The sequence below is a fragment of the Peribacillus sp. YIM B13481 genome, assembly GCF_042787985.1.
Classification (GTDB): Bacteria; Bacillota; Bacilli; order Bacillales; family DSM-1321; genus Peribacillus; species Peribacillus simplex_A.
Genome location: NZ_JBHZPE010000059.1, coordinates 1 through 23736, shown reverse-complemented (window position 1 = coordinate 23736; position 23736 = coordinate 1). Strand labels below are relative to the sequence as shown.

The 23736-nt window shown below is 33.3% G+C and carries 25 protein-coding genes and 2 pseudogenes; 22 read left to right on the top strand and 5 right to left on the bottom strand.

Going from position 1 to position 23736, the window contains the following annotated elements:
• On the top strand, positions 1 to 832 hold an 832-nt coding region (locus tag ACFX4X_RS22315; protein ID WP_377386577.1), incomplete at its 5' end, for an alpha/beta fold hydrolase.
• Between the two features lie 373 nt (positions 833 to 1205).
• On the opposite strand, the gene spoIIP is transcribed toward ACFX4X_RS22315, so the two are convergent.
• Entirely contained in the window at positions 1206 to 2360 is a 1155-nt protein-coding gene (gene spoIIP / locus ACFX4X_RS22310) for a stage II sporulation protein P (RefSeq protein WP_377386574.1), read from the bottom strand.
• A gap of 231 nt (positions 2361 to 2591) precedes the next feature.
• Between spoIIP and ACFX4X_RS22305 the strand changes: the two genes are divergently transcribed.
• From ACFX4X_RS22305 to ACFX4X_RS22280, 6 genes and pseudogenes are all read left to right on the top strand, one after another.
• Positions 2592 to 2807 carry a DUF6366 family protein gene (locus ACFX4X_RS22305; protein WP_127777896.1) on the top strand — a complete coding sequence of 72 codons (216 nt, stop codon included), beginning with the start codon at positions 2592 to 2594 and terminating at the stop codon, positions 2805 to 2807.
• A gap of 183 nt (positions 2808 to 2990) precedes the next feature.
• Positions 2991 to 3394 (top strand): annotated as a pseudogene (locus ACFX4X_RS22300) (DUF4279 domain-containing protein).
• Positions 3395 to 3689: 295 nt separating this feature from the next.
• Positions 3690 to 3830, top strand: a complete 141-nt coding sequence (locus ACFX4X_RS22295) for an aspartyl-phosphate phosphatase Spo0E family protein (RefSeq protein WP_377386580.1) — start codon at positions 3690 to 3692, stop codon at positions 3828 to 3830.
• A gap of 269 nt (positions 3831 to 4099) precedes the next feature.
• Positions 4100 to 5374 carry an IS110 family RNA-guided transposase gene (locus ACFX4X_RS22290; protein WP_377386570.1) on the top strand — a complete coding sequence of 425 codons (1275 nt, stop codon included), beginning with the start codon at positions 4100 to 4102 and terminating at the stop codon, positions 5372 to 5374.
• An 824-nt stretch (positions 5375 to 6198) separates the two neighbouring features.
• Positions 6199 to 6468 (top strand): hypothetical protein, encoded by a 270-nt coding sequence (locus tag ACFX4X_RS22285; protein WP_377386567.1) that lies wholly within the window; start codon positions 6199 to 6201, stop codon positions 6466 to 6468.
• Positions 6469 to 6816: 348 nt separating this feature from the next.
• Entirely contained in the window at positions 6817 to 7182 is a 366-nt protein-coding gene (locus ACFX4X_RS22280; RefSeq protein WP_377386564.1) for a winged helix-turn-helix transcriptional regulator, read from the top strand.
• A gap of 64 nt (positions 7183 to 7246) precedes the next feature.
• Here the strand turns inward: ACFX4X_RS22280 and ACFX4X_RS22275 are convergent, their stop codons facing one another.
• A complete protein-coding gene (locus ACFX4X_RS22275; protein WP_377386561.1) occupies positions 7247 to 7777 on the bottom strand; it encodes an NAD(P)H-dependent oxidoreductase in 531 nt (176 codons plus the stop codon).
• A 383-nt stretch (positions 7778 to 8160) separates the two neighbouring features.
• Between ACFX4X_RS22275 and ACFX4X_RS22270 the strand changes: the two genes are divergently transcribed.
• From ACFX4X_RS22270 to ACFX4X_RS22240, 7 genes are all read left to right on the top strand, one after another.
• A complete protein-coding gene (locus tag ACFX4X_RS22270; protein WP_377386558.1) occupies positions 8161 to 9030 on the top strand; it encodes a hypothetical protein in 870 nt (289 codons plus the stop codon).
• A 242-nt stretch (positions 9031 to 9272) separates the two neighbouring features.
• On the top strand, positions 9273 to 9638 hold the full coding sequence (locus tag ACFX4X_RS22265; RefSeq protein ID WP_377386555.1) for a hypothetical protein: 366 nt from the start codon (positions 9273 to 9275) through the stop codon (positions 9636 to 9638).
• Between the two features lie 211 nt (positions 9639 to 9849).
• Positions 9850 to 10311: a GNAT family N-acetyltransferase gene (locus tag ACFX4X_RS22260; protein ID WP_377386552.1), complete on the top strand. Its 462-nt coding sequence runs from the start codon at positions 9850 to 9852 to the stop codon at positions 10309 to 10311.
• Between the two features lie 69 nt (positions 10312 to 10380).
• Positions 10381 to 10944, top strand: coding sequence for a histidine phosphatase family protein (locus tag ACFX4X_RS22255; protein ID WP_377386549.1), 564 nt, complete (start codon positions 10381 to 10383; stop codon positions 10942 to 10944).
• 186 nt (positions 10945 to 11130) lie between these two features.
• Entirely contained in the window at positions 11131 to 11364 is a 234-nt protein-coding gene (locus ACFX4X_RS22250; RefSeq protein ID WP_377386546.1) for a YczI family protein, read from the top strand.
• A gap of 145 nt (positions 11365 to 11509) precedes the next feature.
• A complete protein-coding gene (locus tag ACFX4X_RS22245) occupies positions 11510 to 12061 on the top strand; it encodes a GNAT family N-acetyltransferase (protein WP_377386543.1) in 552 nt (183 codons plus the stop codon).
• A 295-nt stretch (positions 12062 to 12356) separates the two neighbouring features.
• Positions 12357 to 13298, top strand: a complete 942-nt coding sequence (locus ACFX4X_RS22240; RefSeq protein WP_377386540.1) for a DUF1259 domain-containing protein — start codon at positions 12357 to 12359, stop codon at positions 13296 to 13298.
• Between the two features lie 238 nt (positions 13299 to 13536).
• Here ACFX4X_RS22240 and ACFX4X_RS22235 read toward each other — a convergent pair whose 3' ends face one another.
• Complete coding sequence (locus ACFX4X_RS22235; protein WP_377386537.1) at positions 13537 to 13881, bottom strand: DUF6176 family protein; 345 nt, start codon at positions 13879 to 13881, stop codon at positions 13537 to 13539.
• Positions 13882 to 14499: 618 nt separating this feature from the next.
• Between ACFX4X_RS22235 and ACFX4X_RS22230 the strand changes: the two genes are divergently transcribed.
• From ACFX4X_RS22230 to ACFX4X_RS22200, 7 genes are all read left to right on the top strand, one after another.
• Positions 14500 to 14958 (top strand): helix-turn-helix transcriptional regulator, encoded by a 459-nt coding sequence (locus ACFX4X_RS22230; protein ID WP_061463109.1) that lies wholly within the window; start codon positions 14500 to 14502, stop codon positions 14956 to 14958.
• Positions 14955 to 15296 carry a hypothetical protein gene (locus tag ACFX4X_RS22225; RefSeq protein ID WP_061463110.1) on the top strand — a complete coding sequence of 114 codons (342 nt, stop codon included), beginning with the start codon at positions 14955 to 14957 and terminating at the stop codon, positions 15294 to 15296. The genes ACFX4X_RS22230 and ACFX4X_RS22225 overlap by 4 nt, the downstream gene beginning before the upstream one ends.
• 68 nt (positions 15297 to 15364) lie before the next feature.
• Positions 15365 to 15664: a hypothetical protein gene (locus ACFX4X_RS22220; protein ID WP_061463111.1), complete on the top strand. Its 300-nt coding sequence runs from the start codon at positions 15365 to 15367 to the stop codon at positions 15662 to 15664.
• 452 nt (positions 15665 to 16116) lie between these two features.
• The gene (locus ACFX4X_RS22215; RefSeq protein ID WP_289320658.1) at positions 16117 to 16656 is read left to right on the top strand and encodes a sigma-70 family RNA polymerase sigma factor; all 540 of its coding nucleotides are present in this window, start codon (positions 16117 to 16119) and stop codon (positions 16654 to 16656) included.
• On the top strand, positions 16649 to 18052 hold the full coding sequence (locus ACFX4X_RS22210) for a DUF4179 domain-containing protein (protein WP_377386532.1): 1404 nt from the start codon (positions 16649 to 16651) through the stop codon (positions 18050 to 18052). The genes ACFX4X_RS22215 and ACFX4X_RS22210 overlap by 8 nt, the downstream gene beginning before the upstream one ends.
• A 438-nt stretch (positions 18053 to 18490) precedes the next feature.
• Positions 18491 to 19039, top strand: a complete 549-nt coding sequence (locus ACFX4X_RS22205; protein WP_289321083.1) for a sigma-70 family RNA polymerase sigma factor — start codon at positions 18491 to 18493, stop codon at positions 19037 to 19039.
• A complete protein-coding gene (locus ACFX4X_RS22200) occupies positions 19032 to 20123 on the top strand; it encodes a DUF4179 domain-containing protein (RefSeq protein WP_377386529.1) in 1092 nt (363 codons plus the stop codon). The genes ACFX4X_RS22205 and ACFX4X_RS22200 overlap by 8 nt, the downstream gene beginning before the upstream one ends.
• Before the next feature lie 229 nt (positions 20124 to 20352).
• Here the strand turns inward: ACFX4X_RS22200 and ACFX4X_RS22195 are convergent.
• Positions 20353 to 20941, bottom strand: a pseudogene (locus ACFX4X_RS22195) (glycosyltransferase).
• Positions 20942 to 21646: 705 nt separating this feature from the next.
• On the opposite strand from ACFX4X_RS22195, the gene ACFX4X_RS22190 reads away from it, so the two are divergent.
• Entirely contained in the window at positions 21647 to 22831 is a 1185-nt protein-coding gene (locus ACFX4X_RS22190; RefSeq protein ID WP_377386526.1) for a D-alanyl-D-alanine carboxypeptidase family protein, read from the top strand.
• A gap of 441 nt (positions 22832 to 23272) precedes the next feature.
• Here ACFX4X_RS22190 and ACFX4X_RS22185 read toward each other — a convergent pair whose 3' ends face one another.
• Complete coding sequence (locus ACFX4X_RS22185) at positions 23273 to 23452, bottom strand: small acid-soluble spore protein H (protein ID WP_061461568.1); 180 nt, start codon at positions 23450 to 23452, stop codon at positions 23273 to 23275.
• Between the last annotated feature and the right edge of the window lie 284 nt (positions 23453 to 23736).

The following is a 23736-nucleotide window of genomic DNA, read 5'->3' as shown; positions in this document are numbered from 1 at the left end:
TAGTAGATTCTCCTCACTTATTGTGTATGATTCTACATGCCCTTATTTTTATTGTCCAACTAAGTGTAACCTGTCCATATTTTATGAGTGTTATGGTGAAGGAGAGCCATTAGTCTTTGTACATGGATTAGGGGCTTCATCCTCAATGTATAAGCCACAAATAGAATACTTTCAACAACACTTCAAAGTTATTTTACTTGATTTAAGAGGTAATGGGAACTCTGGTTTTTTAGATTGTAATGTGGAAAGTGTTTTAGATAAACAAGCAGAAGATATTAAAGAACTTTTACTTTTTTTAGAAATTTCTTCAGCAACATTTATTGGAGTTTCATATGGTGGGGTTTTAATTCAAAAGGTAGCCTTTGCATCCCCAGATATTGTTAAGGCACTCGTTATAGTCGATAGTTTCTGTGATACCTCAATTGATTCCCTTCAAAAATTATTAGCAATGGTAGGAGCCAATCAAACATGGATTTTACATATGCCTAAAAAGTGGTTAGCAAAATTAACAAAATCCTCATATAAAAGATGGTCCATAGCTTGTAAAGAGATGGAAAGCATTATACTTAACATGAGGACATATGAAACGAAAATCCAAAGAAAAGCAATAAATAGAATTAGATTTAATGATCAGTTATTAAAGGTTAATATTCCTACACTTTGTTTAGTAGGTGACTATACTAAATTGGGTAAAAAAATGATGGAACGGGTATCGAGTTGCATTCAAGATTCGGAGTTGAAGGTAATCGAAAATTCTTTTGACCCTAGTAATCTTTGTCAGCCAAAGGTTTTTAATAAGACAGTTCATAAATTTATATCTAATTTACTATAGATATTTATTCAACTAAAGGGGCGCTATTCTTTAATAAGAATCGCTTTTCTTAATGAACTAACGGGTGCGTTAGTTCTTTAAGCAGTACGGATAATGATAAACTTCCTATATTTGCGAATGTGGGGATAAAATAATTAACTTAATAAAAAAAGGACCTTGGGTATCCAAGATCTTTCAGAGAAACATAATATTATTATTTTTTTTGGTCATTTTCTTTCTAATTCTTCTTGGTATAAATATGCTATTGAGAATACTATACCACATATAAAAAAAGCCAAAGTAAAGGTCGATACTCCTGTAAAATACAGACTAATAAGTGTTGATAAAAAAGTAAATAAAAGCCACTTTAAAGAGTCTTTAAATAATTTATTCATTATCCGTTTACCTCTTTAGCTTTATTTTCTTTCCAATAGACGTCTGAAAACACTTCAGAAAATGCATCAATACTTCTATCTAGTTCTTCAAAGTTATTATCTACGCCACCTACTTCAATTAGAATAGCCTTTTCAGAGATATCTTGGTTATAAACCCCATTCCCCATACTATTAGGCTTAAGGAATATCCCCCGACTTATACCTGGATATCTTTTTTCAAGCTCTGTATTTAATTTTTTTGCAAACTGTAGGTTTTTTTCATATTTTTCATTTCCTTTTCCGACTACAAAATATAGCTTCGCATAATCTTTCCCATTTAGAGTTTTGGTTGTTATATCTCTACGTGAGGAATCACGATGAATGTCTATATAATACTCCAATTTTCCATTTTTGTTTGCATTGGCTTCAATTATATCTCCAGACATACTATAAGATTTATTTGATTTCCATTGTCTCTTATTCAACTCTTCAGTCATGTTAGTTTGATCATGTTCGGTTCCTATACCTTTCTCATTTAATTTATTACTTAATCGGCTTCCGAGAGCGACAACATTAACTCTATTGTCGTTACTTATTGCATCATCTGGAACTTTAGCATCTCTTAGCAGAGGTAGGTAAGATTCCCAACTATGAGTTTGATAAATAAATACTGTTTTATTTTGAATTTCAGGACTATTTTTTATTGATGAATCATCTTCATGCCCTTTTTTTTGTAGTTCCTCTTCTACTACATCTCTTTCTTTTAATAAAACATCTGTAGGTGGTGAAGATTCTAAAGGTAATGTAGTAAGATCAGTCCCTTCTCCGGCCACTGCAATTTCATAATCGTAAGCTGATAGTCCAGGTAGTTCACTTCCTAAAAAGGTTCTAATATCATCAGGCCTTATATTTACACCTAACTCCATTAGATACATTGAAACGTTTCCTAATGTTAACCAATTTTCACCGGTATCTTGAAAAAAATAATGATTTTCTGTACGCATCATTTGAGAAAATAATTGCTCTGATTTCACTTCTTTTAAAGAGTCCTGAATAAATTTATATTGGTAGCTTAGATTTAAACTAATTATGATTCCGGTAATAATGAATGATATTATAACCAATAACGTTGAACTAGTTATTATTAAAAACGCAAACCTCCTAGTTTTTTTCATAGCAAACCTCCATGATTCATCTATATGCGAGAGGTTAGAAAATATTAAAGCTTATTTAATAGAGTTTAATTTTCGATTACTTTTAAATAAAGTAGAGTAGGCAAAATTTTGATTTGTGGATCTAGGCCTTTTCCTTAATGAACTAACGGGGCAGGATAGTTTAACAAGGGAAATGGTTATTTGTGGTAAAATATAAAAGAATAGTTGTTTAATTTATAGGGGGTTGTTTAAGTGCAAGAAAACAAAGAAACTCCTGAACGAAAAAGAGAGAGATTAAGACAAGAAGAATTAAAAAGAAATCCGACTGGTAGTTTGAATGATGCTTTTAATAAAGCAAACAGTGGCGGTCTTGCTGATTTAGTAGGAAGTTTAGGTTGGAAAGGTACGGGAATTCTCATTCTTGTAATCATTATAGGCTTTATTTTTGTATCACTTTTCTTCAAATAATGGATGCGTTAGCTGAAGATCGGGGCTGTCTTTAAGGCAGCTTTTTCTTATGGCACTAACGGGGCAGGATAGTTGAAGAAGAAAACCTTGATTGTTCAGGCGTTTATTATTATGTATGATACAAGTAAATAAACCCCATTTAAGATAGAAAGAGGATGAAGTATTCTGGATAAAACAAAAGTAATGGCTTACTTTAGTGTATTTGGTGATGAATTTCCTTTGGAGGTTGTAACCGATATTCTTGGTATTGAACCTACAAAAAGGGAGATATTATAGAAAAAATTAATAATCCCAATCTTGTATCAACCAAAATTAGACGGAGAAAAGAAACCGATTGGACTTTAAGCACTGGATATCAGGAATCATACGATATTAACAACCAGTTGAATACAATTCTTAAATCTCTTGAAGGTAAAACGAAAGAATTAAAACAACTAAAGGAGAAATATAGTTTAGAGTTTCTTTTTATGATTGTAATTCAAGTAGAAAATGACGAAAAGCCCGCAATGTATTTAGAGAAAAACATTATAGATTTTGCCAGCTTAATTCAAGCAGAAATCCACTTTGATTTATATATATTTAGTTAAGAAAATTATTAGTTTTCTTGTTCAACTATAGGGTGAGCTAGCTGAGGATCAGAGCTGTTTTTAAGGCAGCTTTTTCTTATGGCACTAACGGGGCAGGATAGTTCCACAAGCACAGTGTATTCGTAATGTACAGTAGGCAAGTTTCAGAAAGTATTTTTGGTAATATTTGATCATTTTTTAGGTCTTTTCTCATCGTTACTTTTTTGTATATAATTACATATTATACATATTTTTGGATGGTTATTATATATTAACTAGAGAAAGGTTATGGATATTAGTGTTATCTCTTAACGAAATGAAATGTAGGATTAATTACATGAGAACTCATTTAATTGAAATTGGTATGTTACAAGGCCTTTCTCACCCCGAAACTGTTAAAACTAGTCAAGAGTTAGATAAGTTGTTGTACAAATTTCAAAAGAACATATCAAAATAATCCTATATCCCGAAAAATTTCTTTGCCTACATTCTTTCTTCATAGTAAAGGATCACATGTCGTGGTCTTTTTTTTAGTCCGAAAATACCTCACAGTTTGTGTCAACTCTACAATAAGGCAGGTTGCTGAGGCTGCCTTTTCTTATGGCACTAACGGGGCAGGTTAGCATTCCTGTAGTTCGTTATTTTTCAGCTTTGAAAAAATAGGGCTCCTCAGTAAGATATGAGTAAGACATCACTCTAACTCAAAACCTTAGGAGGAACCTTAATATGAATTTTAAAATGCAAGACAAACAAAATCAACTAATAGAAAGAATTTCCGATACACATCTAATTGTAGGTGTGGATATAGCCCAACAATTACACGTTGCTCGAGCTGTTAACTTCCGTGGAATTGTAGTTGGAGATCCTCTTACATTTGAAAACAATGAAGAGGGGTTCGTAAAACTATTAAGTTGGATTCAAAACTTACAAAAACTAAAAAACTTAGATTCCACAATAGTGGGTATGGAGCCTACAGGACATTACTGGATTAACCTATCAAAATGGCTGGATAAACAAAACATTGAGGTAGTTACTGTCAATCCCCACTTAGTAAAAAGGAATAAAGAGAATCGTGATAATACCCAATCTAAGAGTGATAAAAAAGATGCGCTCGTTATCGCGGATATGGTCAAAAACGGCTACTATTCCTTTATTCGCCCATCATCCGAATCATTTGAGAAGCTTAGAGTTCTAATGTCTAATCGTGATGTGATTGTTAAACGTCTCGTAATCTCTATTAATCAAATAAATCGATGGGTAGATATTGTCTTTCCAGAGCTGCGACAAGTGTTTAAAGATGTTTCATGCAAAGGAGCCATCGCAACCCTTCGCTTGTTTCCAACTCCAGATCAAATATCTTCAATGGAGCCATTAGAGGTCATGAGGGGATGGAAGTCATTAATGAAAAGACAACCAGGACCTAAAAAAGCTCAATTACTGATCAATCTTGCAAAATCTTCTATTGGAACTGGACAAGCACTCGATGCTTATACATTCCATTTAGAACAATTATTAGAGGAATATGACCTCGCTGTAAAACAACTCGAAAGAGTTGAACAACAAGTTAAAGAAGTTCTCTACAAAATACCATTTGCAAAAAAACTACTTATAATTAAAGGAATAAGTGAAATTTCATTAGCCGGGATACTGGGTGAATCAGGAGATCTAAGTGGTTTCTCTCACGGAAACTCTCTATTACGGCATGCGGGATTACATCTAGCTGAAGCAAGTTCAGGCAAATGGAAAGGTCAGATTGTCATTTCAAAGCGTGGAAGGTCAAGACTACGACGATTCCTTTACTTAGCAACTATGAGCCTTGTGATGAATAATCCTGAGTTTAAAGCCATCCATTCCCATAATGTGAAGATAAAGAAGATAAAGAAAATGAAGTCAATCATGAAACTGATAGGTAAACTAGCAAGGATTTTTGTAGGAATAGCACGACGAAACGAGTCTTATTGTCCAAATAAAGTCCAAGTATCAATCCCTTTAGCAGCATAGAAATAAAAACATTAGTTATATAAATGTATCATTTTAAAATAGTTAACTTTATTTTGAATGTTGTCTTATTCGTAGGATTTCAAATATGTACGGAGTACCAGGTTTCTTGAACAAAAGGGCACTGTGACCCATAAGGTTAGCATAACTGGCCTCCACCCCTTGGATAGGCATGACGAAGGAATGAGAGGGCAATTGACCCGTTGAGACATGGGAGGGATAGCCTCCAGGGGCGGCGTGGAGATGTACATTATATGGTAAAATATGGAGTGGTAGCTGGCTCCTTTATTTAACTATGCCTTCACGAAGCCAAAATGATCTGTTCTCATTTCAATTACCCGGAAATCCAATTACAAGGGTTATGAAATCCTGCGAATAAGTGAGCATTCGAGAGATATTTGTATCAAACTGAGGGAGTTTCATAAGGAATATATTATTTTTAACAAAATTAGAGTAAAATGGTAATTATAAATTTATTAAATTAAGGATTGGGGAATATGAGGCATCTTATTGCATCAATTTATATATCATTTGGTTTTCTATTTTATTTTCTTACTTTCTTTGGAGACTATTATCCTTCTAAAATCGTTGGATTTGTTTCCTTTGTATTTATATTTATTGGTTTTGGTTATTTGTTTAAAGAGTTTAAAGAAAGAATCAAAAAAACGGTTTAGTGAATTTATTTCTTGAACTACCGGGTGCTTTACTTCAATAAGGAAGGTTGCTGAGGCAGCCTTTTTCTTATGGTACTAACGGGGCAGTGTAGTTGAAGAGTGACTAACTATATAGTGATGTTAAATGAGTTATGTAAGTGGGGGTGTAATATTATGAAAAAAAAGCGGAGAATGATTTTTACTACCATTATTGTAGGTGTGATTTTAATTATAGGATATATAATCATGTTGCCAGAAAGGTGGGCTCCAAGTTTATATCCAACATATATTGAAACCATTGAAGCGAATTGGAATTTATCGTTACCGATTCCTGATAGTGAAAAAGATATATATAGTTCTAAAGATGGCTCTCATGGAGATGGGGATGCGATTACTGAATTACATTACGATAATCCAATGGACATTCAAAAAATTAAGGATTAATCAAATAATTGGGTAAGTGGTGAGGAATTAAATATTAATGAATTACCTAATTGGGTTCGAGAATTAATAAGAGATATAGACAAAAGTTCCAGTTATTTCTATCTACATAAAGATAGTTATGATTATATATTTTTTAAACTTAATGGCAATAAGCTAACAATTTATGAATCATATATATAACTAACATATTTAGATACTATATTTCTTTAATCAACTAACGGGTGCGTTAGTTCATTAAGGAACACAAAAAATGATCACTTCTTTTTAAAAAAATAATCCATGAGATTTGATAATATTGTAAAGTGTGCATTTTTATATCATATTCTTACCAAAAGGAGAGTGTAACTTGTGAGCGAAACCTGTGTTCCGACTGACGTGGAACTAAAAGACACTAGCTTTGGATATACGTTGTCCTTAATAGGCGGTAAATATAAAATGATCATTATGTATTGGCTGTCTGAAAATAAAGTTATGCGGCATAATGAGCTGAAGCGAAGTATCGGTACCATTTCCTTTAAAACGCTAAGCATCATGTTAAAGGAGCTGGAAGCAAATGGCCTTATCATTCGCAAGGAGTTTCCCCAAATACCCCCAAAAGTTGAATATTCATTATCTGAACGTGGTCTTTCTCTCATTCCATTGTTAAATATGATGTGTGATTGGGGAGAGAAAAACCGTTTGCCAGCTCTGGAGGATGTACAGCGACAGATATAAATAAAAAAGAAGTATCTCCTGAACAAGGAAATACTTCTTTTTGTAGCTTTAAAAAAGCTACCTATTACAGGTTGTCAACAAAGGTCAAATAATCTTGTGCGCTTTTTTCCACTTCGCTTATAGACGGCGCATTTTCTGTGCCATAAAACGCAAAGAACGAACGATAGTCTGCATTGCAGTATAGGAAGGTAGTTTCAAAAGGAGATAATAAATGTTCAAGTGTATGACGATATTTTGCCTCTTCACTATAATCTTCTTTTTTAATTCCGGCAGATACAGCTAAAGCTGCTTTCCGGTTCTTTAATTTATCGCCTCCATTTGAACCATAAGCCCAACCATAAGCAAAAACATCGTCGAGCCATTTTTTAAGGAGAGGTGGACAATTAAACCAATATATAGGGAACTGCAAAACAAGATTACCATGCGATTCAACCAATTTTTGTTCTTTTTCCACGTCTATGTTTCCATCAGGGTAAACCTTAGACAATTCATGAACTGTATATTTTTCCGGATATTTTTTGAGTTCTTCTACCCATCGCTTATTAATGACGGATGTTTCTATGCTTGGGTGTGTTACGATAACAAGAGTTTTCAAAGATTTATCCTCCTTTAGTATTATTTATTTTGAGTATAAAGTTAACACTGCAATTATGTAAGTATGCACTTTTAGTACAGGTACTTTCATAAAGGTGAGTGTCACCCCAATCTTTTCGGGTTGCCACTGTAGTTTTAAAATAAAGTCGTACCTATTATAAAAAAGTTAAACCGTTTATAAAAAGATGAACCGAAATGATTTTAATTTTGGTTTTTCTTATTGAACTAAAGGGGCAGGATAGTTCCAAAGAGAAACAGTTACCCCAACAGTAATCTAAATTGAAGTAATAATAACAAATAAGAGTGAAGGAACAAATAAAATGCATAATTTCTGCAATTTTTTGTGATAGGATATCGGATAGACTAATTTTTAGGAGGAATACCATGGAACGAAAATTTCTTACAATGGCTGTTTTTTCACTAATCATTTCATTATTCTTAGCAGCTTGTTCTAAAGATGGTTCAATGGATCATGGAAATATGGACCAAAACTCAAATGAAAAACAAACAGATACAAACCATGATAGGATGAATCATGAGGATACGACACCCTCTTCCCAAAAAGACAATACAAACGTAGAATTTTCCTTTAAAGAAAATCCTGAAAGTGGCAAACAAATACCATTAGACATTAAGGTAAATAATAAGGATGGTAAACCAATTAAGGATTTTGAGGTTGAACACGAAAAACTCATGCACTTAATTGTGGTTAGCAAAGATTTATCCTATTTTGACCATATTCATCCTGAATATAAAGGGAACGGTTTATTTACTGTAACTCCAAATTTCCCTTCTGGTGGAGAGTATAAAATTTATGCCGATTTTACGCCTAAGGAAGGTTCCAAAACGGTAAAATCGAATGTCGTGACAGTAGCAGGAAACAAAGCAAAGACTACACCGTTAACAGAAGAAAAGGAATTAACAAAAGTAGTTGATGGTAAAGAGGTTACTTTAAAGTTTGACCATTTGATGACTGGAATGGATTTGACGATGACATTCACGATTAATGATGCTAAAACGAAACAGCCTATCACAAATTTACAACCTTATTTAGGGGCAGTAGGGCACGTTGTAGCAATTAGTGGCGATACTGAAACTTATTTACATGTTCATCCAATGGACGAAAAGGCAACTGGTCCAAATGCTAAATTTATGACGAGTTTCCCTAAGAGTGGTCTCTATAAAATTTGGGGACAATTCCAACAAAACGGAAAAGTATTTACCGTTCCGTTTACCATAAATGTACCGAAATAAAAAGATCCTTAGGGCCTTTTGGTCTTATGCGTTAAACTTTAATTCTTAAACTGACTAGGTGCGTTAGTTGAGATCCGTGGCTGCCATTTGGTGGCCTTTTTGCTTAATGAACTAACGGGGCAGGTTAGTGAAAGAAGGAGTTTCGACAATAGTTAGCGAGCAAGCAACAAAAATTTGAAACCTTCTATCAAAAGCGAACGTAGTATAAATATACTTACGAATAATAGAATGGGGATGAAAATGTGGGCAATAGTGAAAATGTGTTTTCATTAGATGATAAAAAGGAGAAAAAAGAGGGATTTAGGAAAAAGGCATTAGATACAGCAAAAGATATTACTGACAAATCCACAGAAGCATTTAAGGAACCTGTAAACTCCGTAACTGATTTAGGAAAAGACTATTCAAAAACCATTAGATATGGAATGAAACAAAGAACAGAAACAGTAATTCATATGTATGATACAGCAGAAGATAAAGCCGAAAGAGAAGATATTAGAAAAGGTGAGCTTAAAAAAAGTTACTGCCAGTATGGTTTGATGGGTTTAGGGCTTAGTTGTGGAACAGCAATAGTATTAACCTGGATAAAGAGCAAATCAAAACTTTCTTAGATTCTTTCTCAATACGATTAAATATCAAAAGCATTTAAGTTTGTGAACAAATGTACTTCAACTAACGGGTGCGTTAGTTGAACAAGGAGCTGTCTATAAGGCAGCTTTTTTTTATGCAACTAACGGGGCAGGATTCCTTAAGGGATTTCCCTAAAATTACATAAAAAGGTACAATTATTTAAAATAGTAAAAGATAGATGAGGGATTTGTTATGAATATTAGTCAAACCAGGAATTTCAATTTGGTCGCTAAATTAAACAAATATGTGCACGATTTACATTCAAATTTATATCCTAAATACTTTAAGGAATATAACTATGAAAATGTGAAGGAAGTTTTCAAAAGTCTGGTTAATAACGAAAGTTTCATTTTCCTTTTGTTGGAAGATGATGAAGGAGCTCTTGGCTATGCTTGGATAGAGATAAGAGAATATCCAGAAAATGCGTTTAAAAAAGGATATAAGTCTGTTTATGTACACCAGATTAGCATAGTAGAAACTAAGAGGAATAAGGGTTATGGTTCAAGACTTATGGAATGTATATATGAAATGGCAAACGATCGAGGAATAGATTTAATAGAATTAGATTATTGGTTTGAGAACAGTGTTGCAAAGGACTTCTATAAAAAGCAAAATTTTATAAAGTACAGAGAATTTGTTTATAAAGAACTGTAATTCTTACGGAACTAAAGGAACAGTTTAGTTACACAAGGAAAACTAAAGATTTAATTGGGGGATACCTGTATGATAAAAAAGATTTTTGTTGTGAGACATTGTGAAGCACAAGGCCAACCTTCGAAAGCACAACTAACAAAAAAAGGATTGAAACAAGCGAAATATTTATCTGAATTTTTCTCCAATACTAAAATTGATCGAATCATATCAAGTCCATTTTTACGTGCTATTCAATCAGTAGAACCAATAAGTGAGAAAATAAACCTAAAAATAGAGATTGATGAACGGTTGTCTGAACGCACATTAAGTACAACGGACTTACCTGACTGGTTTGAAAAACTTAAAGCAACGTTCACTGATATGGAGTTGAAATTTGAAGGAGGAGAGTCGAGTCAAGAAGCAATGAACCGAATAGTAAGCGTTGTAGATGAAGTTTTTAAAAGTGAAACTGAAAACACAATAATCGTTACTCACGGAAATTTAATGTCTTTACTGCTAAAGAATTATAATAATAACTTTGATTTTGAATGTTGGAGGGATCTTAGTAATCCTGACGTCTTTCAATTAACTTTTACAAAAAATGATGTAAATATGGAACGTATATGGCAAGAAGAAACAATAATAAATATTTGATTAGGCGTATTATTTTGTTCAACTAACAAGTACTTTACTCAATAAGGGGCATTGGCAGCTCTTTTTCTTATATTTGTGAAGGATTGTACTTAAACTAACGAGTGCGTTAGCTGAAGAACGGGGCAGGATAGTTTAACAATCATTTAGGAATATGTGGTAACTTGGTTAAAGAAGGGGGTTAGTTAATTGTTAAAGTTTTTGCAAATTATTTTATCAATAACAGTTACTTTACTTGCAGGGTATGGATGGATTACTGAGGATTTTAAGTTTCAACCATATATGATGTTGTTTTTAGGTTTAACGATGTTGGTAATGGGATTAAGAGAATTTCAAAAGGGACAAAAAGGGTACGGCTGGCTAAGTATAGTTGTATTTATATTTAGTTTATTTGTATCAATCCAAAGTTTCTTATTGAAGTAACGGGTGCGTTAGTTGAGATCCAAAGCTGTCTTTAAGGCGGCTTTTTCTTATAGAACTAAAGGGGCAGTTTAGTTGAATAAGAACTTTTGGATAATTATAGTAAATATATGTAAGGATTAGTATCCAAAATTAGGGGGGGATTCTTATGATATATGATAATCTAAATAAAACAATTACCACTAAAAGGCTAGTACTAAGACTTTTTCAAAAATCTGATGCAGTAGCTGTTACTAAACTTTGTAATAATTATAATATTTATAAAAATACATTGTACCTACCTTATCCATACTCTATAGATGATGCTTTATCATGGATTGAGCATCATCTTAATAATTTTAATGCTAATAAATCATATGAATTTGCTATAACAGATAAGGAAAGTGGAGAATTATATGGAGCTATAGCCCTATCTAACAACCAAAAATTTAATCATGGTGAAATAGCCTATTGGATAGGTGAAAAATTTTGGGGAAATGGATATGCTACAGAGGCAGCGCAAGCTATATTACATTTTGCATTTGAAGAAAAGCAATACCATAAAGTATTTGCTCGTTACTTTAATTCAAATCCAGCTTCAGGAAGAGTAATGCAAAAATTAGGCTTGAAAAAAGAAGGGATATTAATTGACCATGTGAGGAAAGAAAATCGATTCGAAGATCTAGTATATTATGGAATTATAAACTCAGTAGGATTATAGATTATACTACTTATTTGTAATCGGTTCCTTTTTCGCGAGGGAGATATGCTAAATTATTTGCTAAATGGTGGACCAACGGTGATTTAATGGGTTCAACCAGAAATATCTGGCTGAACTTCTTTTACTAAAGGGTGCTGTACTTCAATAAAGAAGGTTGCTGAGGCGGCCTTTTTCTTATGGCACTAACGGGGCAGGTTAGCTTTATAAGAATCAGTAATATGTAAGAAAAAGCATGAATTAGGGCAGTTTAATATCGTAATCTAATATCATTTAACTTCCAAAGGAGAATTATTCTATGCACATACGGAAATATTTGATTGCTTTTTTAGTTGTAGTTTTGATTTCTGATATTACATCCAATACCTTAATTCATGCGAAAAGTTCTACTTCTCCTAAACACTTGGATTCAACAGATCATTTACCACAGCAAGTAAACTGGAAACTAGTTGAGAAGGCGATGGGAAAAACAGGTGTGATGAAGCCAGGTGAAGTTTTTTATATCAGCCTCCCACGTAGTGATTTGAAAGTAACTGTCAAAGGAACACCAATCCAGACTGGTTTAGCTTTAGGGGGCTGGACAGCTTTTAAACAAATGGATAATCAAACAATGGTTATGGGTGATTTAGTTCTTACAGAAAATGAAATTCAGCCTGTCATGAATCAACTTTTCCATCAAGGAATTCAGGCTTCTGCATTACACAATCATTTACTAGGCGAGTCACCCCAGATTATGTATTTGCATATTGAGGGGCATGGTAATCCAGTTCAATTAGCTAAAGCGATTAGATCCGCCTTGAAACTAACAAAAATACCATGGACCGACAAACTACCAGATGATTCTCATATCTTTTCCATTGATAAACAAAAGCTTGATAAAATATTTAGACATGAAGGTACAGTTAGTGGTGGCGTTTATCATATGGGTATTCCTCGGTTAGAAAAAATCATGGAAAATGGCATGGAAATACCTCCTGCTATGGGGGTATCAACATTGTTCAATTTTCAGCCGACAAAAAATGGGACAGCAGCAATAACTGGTGATTTTGTACTTACTGCAGAAGAGGTAAATCCTGTTGCTAGAACGTTACGTAAACATGGTATAGAAGTAACTGCTTTACATAATCACATGTTAACCGAGAATCCTCGATTGTTTTTTATGCATTTTTGGGCAAATGACGATCCAATCAAATTAGCTAAAGCACTACGTGAAGCTATAGATAAAACTCATAGTATGTAGCAGTAGTCTGTTTTGTTGGTAGGACCCCTGTTAATCAACTAACGGGTGCTTTACTTCAATAAGGAAGGTTGCTGAGGCAGCCTTTTTCTTATGGCACTAACGGGGCAGGTTAGTTGCATAAGAACTGGTATAATTTAGAGAAAAGTATAGTGTAGAAACGAGGAGTAATTGCTTATTTCAGCGTGTCAAAATATCAAAAAGAGCAAAAAAAGCAAAAAAAGACCTCAAATAGTAGAGGTCATTTCATATTTTGTCTTATATTTTCTGGAATCATAACTACTTCCGTTTTTAAATCAACAGGTCTGAATGTTTCATCAATACATTCTTTCCAATACTCTAAATGTTTCTTATCTATCCAGTGGTCTGATTCCTGGACTTCTTGTCCGCCTGGACCCTGGACAGAGTACCAATATAAAAACTCATCACCATTTAGACGTTCTCTAAATATAGTTTCAACATACATTTTTTCTGCTTCAAGGGTTATCAGCACATCATTCATATTTTCGTTTAGAAACGTTAACCATTCATCTACCCGTTCCGATTTACCTTCCTTAATTCTAAATCTTGTTAGTTCTACATTCATATTTCTCCCCCATTTAATTAGTTATCTTGCTTACATTACATATTTTAGCAGGTTTTAACTCAACAGATGAAATAAGGGAGTTGCTTTGGTACATCCTTGTCTTATGGAACTATCGGGGCAGGATAGTTGAAGATGAATGTTACAATAAAAGAAAAATGAAGCAAGGTTATATTATGATTGGAACGTTTTTTAGTTTTTTTGTTATCTTTTTTATTATTGCAAGACTTGTTAGCCTAATGGGTAAGATTAGCTGGATGCCACTGATAAGAACAACTACGAGACAAGATGCAATATTAGCAATAATCTTTTCATTCATTGTTGCTGTTTCAACCCTTAATGGATAAAACACTATTTAGAACTTGTAAAATATCATGTGCGTTAGTTTAAGATCGGGACTGTCTTTAAGGCAGTTTTTTTCTTTATGCAACTATCGGGGCATGTTAGTTCAACAAGCGTTAATTAAGAAACATTCTCATTTCAAATTTATTATTTAGAGCAAGGTTATTCCTTGCTTTTTTCTTTGTGTTTTAAAGTTGCTTTTTATTCAAAAAGGGTATTTTTCGTTGAAAAATAATAATTTTAGTGTAAAATTACACTAAAAGGGAGTATTTAGTATATATGGAAAAAGAAGAATTCATCAATTTAATATCAGAAAAAATGAAACTTGTCCGAACAGAACAAAGTTTTTCTCAAGATAAGATGTCTGAAATTCTAGGGATTTCAAAAAAAACACTAGTTCAAATTGAAAAAAGAAGAACAGAAGCCAATTGGACCACCGTTGTTGCATTTTGTGCTTTGTTTAATCATAGCCAATTGTTGATATCAACAATTGGTGACAATCCAGTTGATTTTGTTCAGTTAATTGCAAGAAAAAATGGTGGTACACCTAAAGAAAAAACAATGGGTGGTAAGATATGGTGGAAAGAAATCGAGTATAGGGGGGATTTTCGTTTGCAACAAAATTTGATTAGTAACCATTACCGTATATTGGATCAATATGATTATCGTTGGCATAGTTCTTTTGATAAAGAAGAGAGTTTAAGTCGTTTATATGAATTACAGGAGGTGGGGAAATGAGTACGGTAAGTCTTCCAGGGTGGTTTTGGATAATATATTACTTATTTTTGTTTATTACATTAGGAGCATTAATATTTAGTCTTATTCGAAAAAGGAATATAGGAATGTCCTTTATTTCCATAATTTTTGTGATTACTGTTCCGATAATGAGTTTGTTAAATAGTATTGGAAGAGGAGAAGGACTAAATGAGTTTGAGCATTTATTTAGTCAATTACAACAAGGTGCGATTTGGTCTCTTTATGTAGTTGTGGGTTATTTATTTTTATTGGTTTGGTGGCTTGTTTTCTTATTTTCAAACAAAATTATAAAGACAAAAGGAAAAAACTTATTCAAGTAACGGGCAGGATTGTTTAATAAGGGATTAATATTTTGATAATTCATTTTAGAAATGCAGGGGATTGAAATATGAAAGATAAAAAGTATTCTTGGATAAGCTTTACTTCATTTGGATTAGGAGTATTCGTGATTTTACATCCCATTTTAGCCAATATATATCCAAAATTCTTTATGGTAACGCAATATATTGGTATCGGATTAACGCAATATATTGGCATCATATTAACGATTATTTTGAGTGTTATAGCTTTACTTAAAAAGAATGAGAAGAAACCTTTAGCAATAATAGGTTTAATTATGGGAATCATTATGATGATATTTGCAGGCATCCTCTTATATATATCCTTTAATAAATATAGCCCTTATTAACTTTGCCTTTGTTTTCTTTCGCAATCGGGGGCGATTGAAGAAAAGTGCACTCTCTCTCCTGGGCAGGGTAGCAAAAAGAACATTCAGGAAATATGAAACCGTTTTTGAAAATTGCCGTATTACAAGATTTAATCACCTAACAGGTGCTTTATAGGGGTTGCTGCGGCAGCTCTTTTTCTTATGGCACTAACGGGGCAGGATAGTTCAATAAGCGATTTTTAGAATAATGTGTAATATCACAACACCTTTGAGTTGCAGAATACACTCAACAAATTCATAAGGTATCAAAAAAAGGCAACAGTTTAAATAAGCAGAATTCGCAAAGTGATTTCTGTTTATTTTTTAACTTAGGCTTTTGTTTGGGATGTTATGCTTTTTCTAAAAATACTTTAACATTTTGAAACTTTTTATAAAATATATTCCACTAATAGTCGAAAGGAGTTGAGAGAGAGATGGAGTTTCAGAATGATAAGATGGTAAAAAAAGCAATCAGGGGCAATAAAAAAGCTTTTGAACAACTCATAAAACAGCACTATGAACGAATCTACCGGACTGCTTATCTTTATGTACATAACGAAGAGGATGCATTAGATGTCGTTCAAGAGACGACATATCAAGCTTATAAGAGTATTCACTCGTTAAAGCAACCAGATTACTTTATGACATGGCTTACCAGGATCATTATCCGATGTGCTGGTCATATTCTCAAAAGAAGAAATAATATTGTGCCACTAACAGACGCAATATTGTCTAATTTATCGGTAACCTATCATTCAGGTCATGACGAAGCAATAGATCTATTAAATGCGATCGGACAGTTAAAAGGGAATTATAGATCCGCCATTATTTTGTTTTACTACTATGATTATTCTATTAAAACCATTAGTGAAATCATGGAGATCCCCGAAGGGACTGTAAAAACTTATTTAAGTAGGGGGAAAGCCGAATTAAAAAAGTCCTATAAAAATGAGGAGGGCAAATGTAATGGATAACAAAGAAGTAAAAAGTGCTATTGAAAAAATAGTTGTACCAAAAGAAAAAGTGTTTGGCGCTATTGATAAAGGCTTAAAAATGTCAGGGCAAGGTAGGAAAATAAAGAAAAAGAAAGCTCTTGCAGGTTCGGCTGCTGCAGTTGCTCTTCTTGGAATCACCATTGCTTCTGGATTTGTTAATCCTACAATGAATAAAGTATTGGCTAATACTCCTTTAATAGGCGGGATTTTTCAAGAATTCAATGATTCAATGGGCGTGGAACTTGCGAATCAAGATGCAGTTACAGAATTAAATCAATCCTTAACTAAAAATGGAGTGACTGTAAAACTCACCAGCGCTTATTTTGATGGCAATGTGGTATCAATTACAGGATTTGTAGATGAAGATGTTGATAAAGGGCATAACGAAAAAGGGGAAGTAAGCTTTGATATGAATTTTGAACACAACAAAGGGGATAATGACCCTTGGTTGAATGGAAAGTCGACAGACATTAGGAAGGTCAAGGGGGGATACAATTTCCAATGGAAAATGGAATATCCATATAAATCATTTAAGGAGAATTCTACTCTCCCCATAACTATTCATTATATTAACGGGATAAAAGGTGAATGGAATTTTGATATCCCTATTCAGCAAGAAAAAAACAGTACACTTGTTATTGATGAGGAGCAAGGATACCCGGAAGATGAGGTCAATATCCGTATAAAAGAGATTCTTACCGCAAAAGCGTCATCTTCGCTTATTTATGAGACGGTGGAAAAATACAAAAATGATGAAATTTATATACTAAAAGCAATTGATAATAAAGGAAAGGTATATAGGTTTGGAAACGGAACATCTCTAGAGGGGGCAGCACTAGAGGATGGATATCATAGTACTGCTCGAACAAAAATGACCAAGCTGAACTCAAATACTACTTCACTTACTTTTTACCCGCAGCTATCTGTTGCAGACCCAAAAGTACAACAGCTATTGGACAAAAAATCGTTTTCGTTAAAAAGCAAACGGCTCAATTTAGGCCTTCAGGTAAATGATATAACCAAAAAGGGTAGTAAACTAGTAATCGATTATCAATTTACAGGGCTCTCCAAGGGATTGAGTAAACATCAGCTTGATTTATTTGAAAATAATTTGAAATATGAATTATTTTTGATAGATAAGGAAGATATAGGGGTAATAGATCCTGAAAATCCAATATCAACTAAAAATCATAGCATTCGCATGGATACAGTGAAAACTATCGATAAAAAGACAGCGCACTTCCAATCTACTTTTGACTTAAACGGAGCAGAAAGGATTGAGAATTTTAAGCTAGAAAATACAATGTTGCTATTTGATTTTTCAAGCTTTGTCCCAGCTAAGGAATTAAAACCATTTACTGTTTACTTCCGGTAAGGAATGAATAAACAATTAAAATTAAAGTAGCTCATTTTAGGAAACATATTGTTGATGAGTGGAATTTTACTAGGGCATTGAATAATTAGTAATATCGGGGCGATGACTTATGTAAGTCACCGTCTTTTTTTATTAGTTAGAAGTTTGTGAAATTTTGTACTTAAACTAACGGGTGCGTTAGCTGAAGAACGGAGCTGCCTTTAAGGTAGCTTTTTATTATGGAACTATCGGGGCAGATTAGTTGCGTAAGAAAATAGAAGGAATTTTAAACTGAGGGAGTTGAAGACACCTGTTGATTTTTGTTCAGGAATTTCTCCAGAATGGTAGTGACCCCTAATAATTTATTTTATTAAATCAATAAATTATAAAATTTTTTCTTGAAATGAAACCAAATAAAGTTAACATAAGTCTAAATAACGCAAGGAAGGAGGAAAATAGGTGGAAAATGAAATAGATCTTGATGTGGACAACAAAGAAATAATAATTGAAAACATAATGAACATGTATTCTAAAGACGTATATTTACTGGCATATTCATTTGTGAAGGATCAAGGATTAGCTGAGGATATTTCGCAAGAAGTCTTTATAAAATGCTACAAGAATATTGAGAAATTTCGTAGAGATGCTTCTATTAAAACTTGGGTTTATCGTATAACTGTAAATACTTCTAAGGATTTTATCAGAAAAAAAAGGTTCCGAGTTTTAATATATTCAAAGTTATTTTTGGAGAATTTTAAAAAGAGCGAAAGCTCCGAAGAAATTTTTATAAAACAAAATCAAAATGCTCAAATACTACATAAAGTCCTTTCTCTTCCCCAAAAATACCGTGAGATAGTTGTTCTTTATTATTTCCAAGATTTAAAGGTAAGTGAAATTGGAGAGACGTTAGGTTTAAACACTAATACTGTGAAAACAAGACTTACAAGGGGACGGTCCATTCTAAAAGAAAATCTTATTTTTGAGAAAGGAGATGCTTTGAATGGATAAAGAGTTAAAGCAGGTAAAGGAGCAATATACAGAACATTATTATGATGATGAAATCTCAAATCGAATAAAAAGTAAAGTCTATGAACGCATTTTAAAAGACAAGAGAAAATGGAGTCTCAGCAAAAAAATTACATTCTCAGGCAGTGTTGCTATAATCATCCTTTTTTTATTAATTGGCTCGGCATTTGTTTCTCCGGCAATGGCCAAAGTGGTATCAAAAGTCTCTTTCATCAATCAAATTGTGCAAAGTTTGAAGGAAACGGATGACAGGAACGGAAAGCTAGATGCTTTATATGATGAGATATCCAAAACGTTATACGAGAATAAAGAGTATAAAGGAAAAGTAGAAGTTGGAATGTCATGGCTTTTTTCCTCTGAGCCCCCTTCATTCACTGTTTGGGTAGGGGATGAAGATTTTAAACAAGAACATGAGGATGAAATTAAAGATATTATTTTAAAATGCGCTAAGTCATATAAAATTGATGGAGTTGAGGTTGTAGTAGAAGTACGGGATAATGTTGAACCAAATGAAAAAAATAAAGAATTAGAGAAACTTACAGATGAACTACTTACAATAACGCAAGAGGTTGTAAAAGAAAAGGGTTATACCATTTTAGCTAGTGGAGTATCTACGAACCCCAAAAAGGTTTCCATTAAAGTGGGGATTGAAGGAACAGAGCAACATTACAAAGAAGTGAAGAATCAAATAGAAAAACAGGTACATGATGTAATATATGCAAAAAAGCATGAGAAGTATGAAGTTGAAGTCAAAAGAGAAAGTGAAGACGAAATTAAGGATCAGAATTGGCAGCCTATTTTTACAGCAGTCATGGAAGAAACACATAAAAAGTTTAAAGAAACAAATGGTTTTGCCTACTCCTTTCATCCAAAACCTCTTGAAATCATTTTAAAGACTTCATTATCAAAAGGAGAGGAGAATAAAGAGCAAGCTGAAAGAATTGAAGAGTATGCAAGACAGGTAGTTGAAATAAAAAGGAAAGAATTATCCGTTGAAGCAATACCTTATAAAATCATTATACGTGATAAAGAACATAAGAAATTGTATGAGAAATTGTACAATTAAAATATATTGATTAAAACATCATCTTTTAATCAACTTGTGATTCTTAAAACGTATTCTTATAGAACTAACGGGTGCGTTAGCTGAAGATCGGAGCTGTCTTTAAGGCAGCTTTTTATTATGGAACTAACAGGGCAGCATTCCTGTAATAACTGAAAATGAGGTTTGAACGAAATATTCTAAGTGAAATAAAAATGCACTATTAAGGTACCTTTAACGGAGATTCTTAAGATTATTTATTAAACTTCTCCGGAAACTGCTTCACAACTCCAGCAGAGATAGCATCTGCCATTAGAATTATATGTGTGACCCCATCATCAATCGCAACGATTCTTGCATCCCAATCCTTTGCCAAGCTTGCAGATAAGTCATTTGTCACCAATTTTAGATGAATATAAAGCAATTTTTTTAGATCTTCATCTTTTAAATAAGGATTGGCACCGCTAAGGAACGCCGCTATATCATCTATACCATTCTTTGTTTAGCTGATTCACTAAGGCTTCTTTTCCGGTTTTAGCAGCATCTACGATCTTGCCGGCAATAACAATATGTTCCTTAAGCAAATCCGTAAGTTTGTTCCCAGCCTCCTCACCGTATACACCCTTTACCGCATTACCAATATCCTCTTGATTTTTAAGAAGTCTGGACAACACTGGCTTTTGGTCTTCTGCTCCTGCTGTTGTTGCACTTGTAATATAATTACTTGTCCACAATACATGATCCATCCAAAGTTTCCTGAATTCATTTTGAAACTTTACTTCAGATTGGCTTATGCAATTTTCTTGTGTTTTAGTGACGGCACTAATTGATCCAGCCAGCATGTTTAGCGAAAATAACAAAATAAACCCCAAAATAATAATTTTTTCATGAAAACTGCTCCTTCCAAATTAAATAAGTATCCTGATTAGTATTTGTATATGGGATTTTTACATTCATCAAATTGTTAAGATGCTTCTTAGGAAGAGGATACCAAAAATGAAAATTCATTTTGCAATATTAGGATGGGCTTCAATATCTTTTTAAAAATAAAAAATTACCGAAACATTAAAGTGCATTAATAAATTTTTGGTTTATGGTGAAAAATTCTTAAGATAACGAGGGGAGAACCCTTAGATGAAGGTCGCTAAACTTTTCGGGGGGCTAGAACAAGCATAAGTGTTTATAAAGCCCTATTTAAGTTATTCCATTAAGGGAGCAATTGTGGTCAGAAAGAGAATAGCCACTCAACCCCCTTTAGAAATAACAACTTGGAAAAATGGGTTTTTTAGTTCAAGAATAAGTATCACAAGCTACATAAAAAACATCGAATAGCCTCTTTGCTTCTTAATAATTTTATAGGTACTAAAAGAATCAAAACCCTTATAAAGGTATTCCAGGAAAGTAAATGAAGAATATTATCCAAAATGCTTCCATGATTATTAAAGGGTAATTACTGTTTCATTTCAATTTCAATAAAACATCTTTAAACATACAAATTTATTATAGTATGACTATATAGGATTTAACTATCAATTAAGGAGAGGTATATGAAAAGGTTTTTCTTTATCTTCATTTTGGCTTTAATCCCCTTCACCTCTACGACTGTAAGTGCAGAATCCGACTTACCTCTCGTTAGTGAAGCTGGGATCATTATTGATGCGAAAAGTGGAAAAGTATTATACGAAAAAAATATAAATAAAAAAATGTATCCAGCAAGTCTAACGAAAGTTGCTACTGCTATATATGCTATAGAGCACGGGGATCAGAATGAATTAGTGACTGTTAGTAAAAAAGCAGCTGAGGCAGACGGCTCTTCGGTATTTATTGAACCTGGGGAGAAAATAAAGCTTTCCAAATTAATTGCAGGAATGTTAATCAACTCCGGAAATGATGCAGCTATCGCAATTGCCGAGCATATGTCTGGAAGTGAAAAATTATTCATGGAGGATTTGAATGAGTTTTTAAGAAAAGAAGTAAAAGTCACTGATACTCATTTTACGAACCCCCATGGCTTGTTTGACAAAAACCATGTAACTACAGCCAGTGACCTTGCTAAAATTACACAATATGCAATGAAAAATGAAATTTTCCGTGAAGATTTTGGGAAGAAGAAGTTACCATGGAAAGTGGAAACATGGGACACAACTCTAGTTACCCATCATAAAATTTTAAAAGGTGAACTCCCCTATAAGGGAATAACCGGTGGGAAAACCGGTTTCGTTAGTAAAGCGGGCTACACCCTTATTTCTACTGCTACTAGAGGAGAACAGGACTTGATTGCGGTCACTCTTAAAGCTCCTTCAAACAAGGATGCCTACTCCGATACTGAGCTTCTATTCAATTATGGTTTTGAAAATTTTAAATCAGCCAAAATTGATAAAAAAACCCTACTTTATTCAGCAGGTCACTCTAAATCCTATAAGCTGAACAAAGACTTATACTATACTCATTTAATTAGTGATGAACCTAGTCTAAAAACGAGTAATGATGGAATTCTCTCAATCATGAACCAAGAAGGGCGCGCCATAGGATCCTTTAACCTTAAAACGGTCGCTGATGTTAGGAACACAGCTGTGCCTGCCTCGTTTAAAAAAGAAGCAAACAGTGGGGACGCTAATAAATTTTCTGTTTCATCTCTAGGAGGGCTAGGCTGTGTCATTCTGATCATTCTGATAACGGTTTTCCTAAAGAAAAGCAGAAAAAAACGAAGTGATTATAGAAATCGTTACTGAAAAACCTCATCGATTGGCAATGAGGGGCGTTATTGCTTATACTTTTTCCCTAACAAGGGTGGCTTTAATTTAATAAAAAGAACAAAGGAGTACACATATTATACATGACTAATTTGTGAACTCCTTTATTTAATAAGGCTTTTTATGATTTAGGTTTGGAAAACTCCAGGAAATGGATTTTCTTTTAGGGTTACCGCGAAAAAGATCGGACAAACCTTTTACGGACTGCTTTTTCATTGCTAAGGAAAACGCCTTTAGTCGATGTAACCTATACGGCTATTCTTTTTTTAAAAAAAATAATCCAAATAAATATTAAAAGGTCATGTTTTGATTGGTTTTTCAAAACATGACCTTTTATTTATTCATTTATCTATTAATTGATTAAACTTTGTTTCAAAGCTACATCCGAAGGCAAAGGATTACCAAAGGATATTTAACATATTACTGTTCATTTAAGCTGGTTATAGAAACACTTTGTTTTTTATTTGGTTCATCAAGGGAATGGATTGTAGCTATTCCATTTTGTTCATCCACGTGCTCAATGTAGATACTTTCCTCATTATAGGTCACATTTGCCATAATTGGCGAAGAAGCAATTTCTTCTGCTCGTTGTGCGTTCATTTTAGCCACCTCCTTTGAATTTGCAACAGTTATAATATTTGTTCCAAATTACTTAGATATACTTGTTGTAATTGAAATGCTTCAAAGAATCCTTTAGACTTTACTGAACTACCGGGTACGTGAGTTGAACATCTTTGTTTCAAAGCTACACGAATAAAAGAGGATATAAGATAAAAGAGACAGCCATATTAAATACTGTCTTTTTTTATTTGGCTCTTTTCGTAAAGATTGTTGTTTTTAAAACGAAACTATTTAAGGTTGATTGGAGCGGAAGTGCGAGACTC

Coding starts and splice junctions, on each gene's coding strand:
- spoIIP (WP_377386574.1), bottom strand. CDS start 2,360: ATGAAAAAAACTAGGAGGTTTGCGTTTTTAATAATAACTAGTTCAACG.
- ACFX4X_RS22295 (WP_377386580.1), top strand. CDS start 3,690: ATGAAATGTAGGATTAATTACATGAGAACTCATTTAATTGAAATTGGT.
- ACFX4X_RS22290 (WP_377386570.1), top strand. CDS start 4,100: ATGAATTTTAAAATGCAAGACAAACAAAATCAACTAATAGAAAGAATT.
- ACFX4X_RS22285 (WP_377386567.1), top strand. CDS start 6,199: ATGAAAAAAAAGCGGAGAATGATTTTTACTACCATTATTGTAGGTGTG.
- ACFX4X_RS22270 (WP_377386558.1), top strand. CDS start 8,161: ATGGAACGAAAATTTCTTACAATGGCTGTTTTTTCACTAATCATTTCA.
- ACFX4X_RS22260 (WP_377386552.1), top strand. CDS start 9,850: ATGAATATTAGTCAAACCAGGAATTTCAATTTGGTCGCTAAATTAAAC.
- ACFX4X_RS22255 (WP_377386549.1), top strand. CDS start 10,381: ATGATAAAAAAGATTTTTGTTGTGAGACATTGTGAAGCACAAGGCCAA.
- ACFX4X_RS22245 (WP_377386543.1), top strand. CDS start 11,510: ATGATATATGATAATCTAAATAAAACAATTACCACTAAAAGGCTAGTA.
- ACFX4X_RS22240 (WP_377386540.1), top strand. CDS start 12,357: ATGCACATACGGAAATATTTGATTGCTTTTTTAGTTGTAGTTTTGATT.
- ACFX4X_RS22235 (WP_377386537.1), bottom strand. CDS start 13,881: ATGAATGTAGAACTAACAAGATTTAGAATTAAGGAAGGTAAATCGGAA.
- ACFX4X_RS22230 (WP_061463109.1), top strand. CDS start 14,500: ATGGAAAAAGAAGAATTCATCAATTTAATATCAGAAAAAATGAAACTT.
- ACFX4X_RS22225 (WP_061463110.1), top strand. CDS start 14,955: ATGAGTACGGTAAGTCTTCCAGGGTGGTTTTGGATAATATATTACTTA.
- ACFX4X_RS22220 (WP_061463111.1), top strand. CDS start 15,365: ATGAAAGATAAAAAGTATTCTTGGATAAGCTTTACTTCATTTGGATTA.
- ACFX4X_RS22215 (WP_289320658.1), top strand. CDS start 16,117: ATGGAGTTTCAGAATGATAAGATGGTAAAAAAAGCAATCAGGGGCAAT.
- ACFX4X_RS22210 (WP_377386532.1), top strand. CDS start 16,649: ATGGATAACAAAGAAGTAAAAAGTGCTATTGAAAAAATAGTTGTACCA.
- ACFX4X_RS22200 (WP_377386529.1), top strand. CDS start 19,032: ATGGATAAAGAGTTAAAGCAGGTAAAGGAGCAATATACAGAACATTAT.
- ACFX4X_RS22190 (WP_377386526.1), top strand. CDS start 21,647: ATGAAAAGGTTTTTCTTTATCTTCATTTTGGCTTTAATCCCCTTCACC.
- ACFX4X_RS22185 (WP_061461568.1), bottom strand. CDS start 23,452: ATGAACGCACAACGAGCAGAAGAAATTGCTTCTTCGCCAATTATGGCA.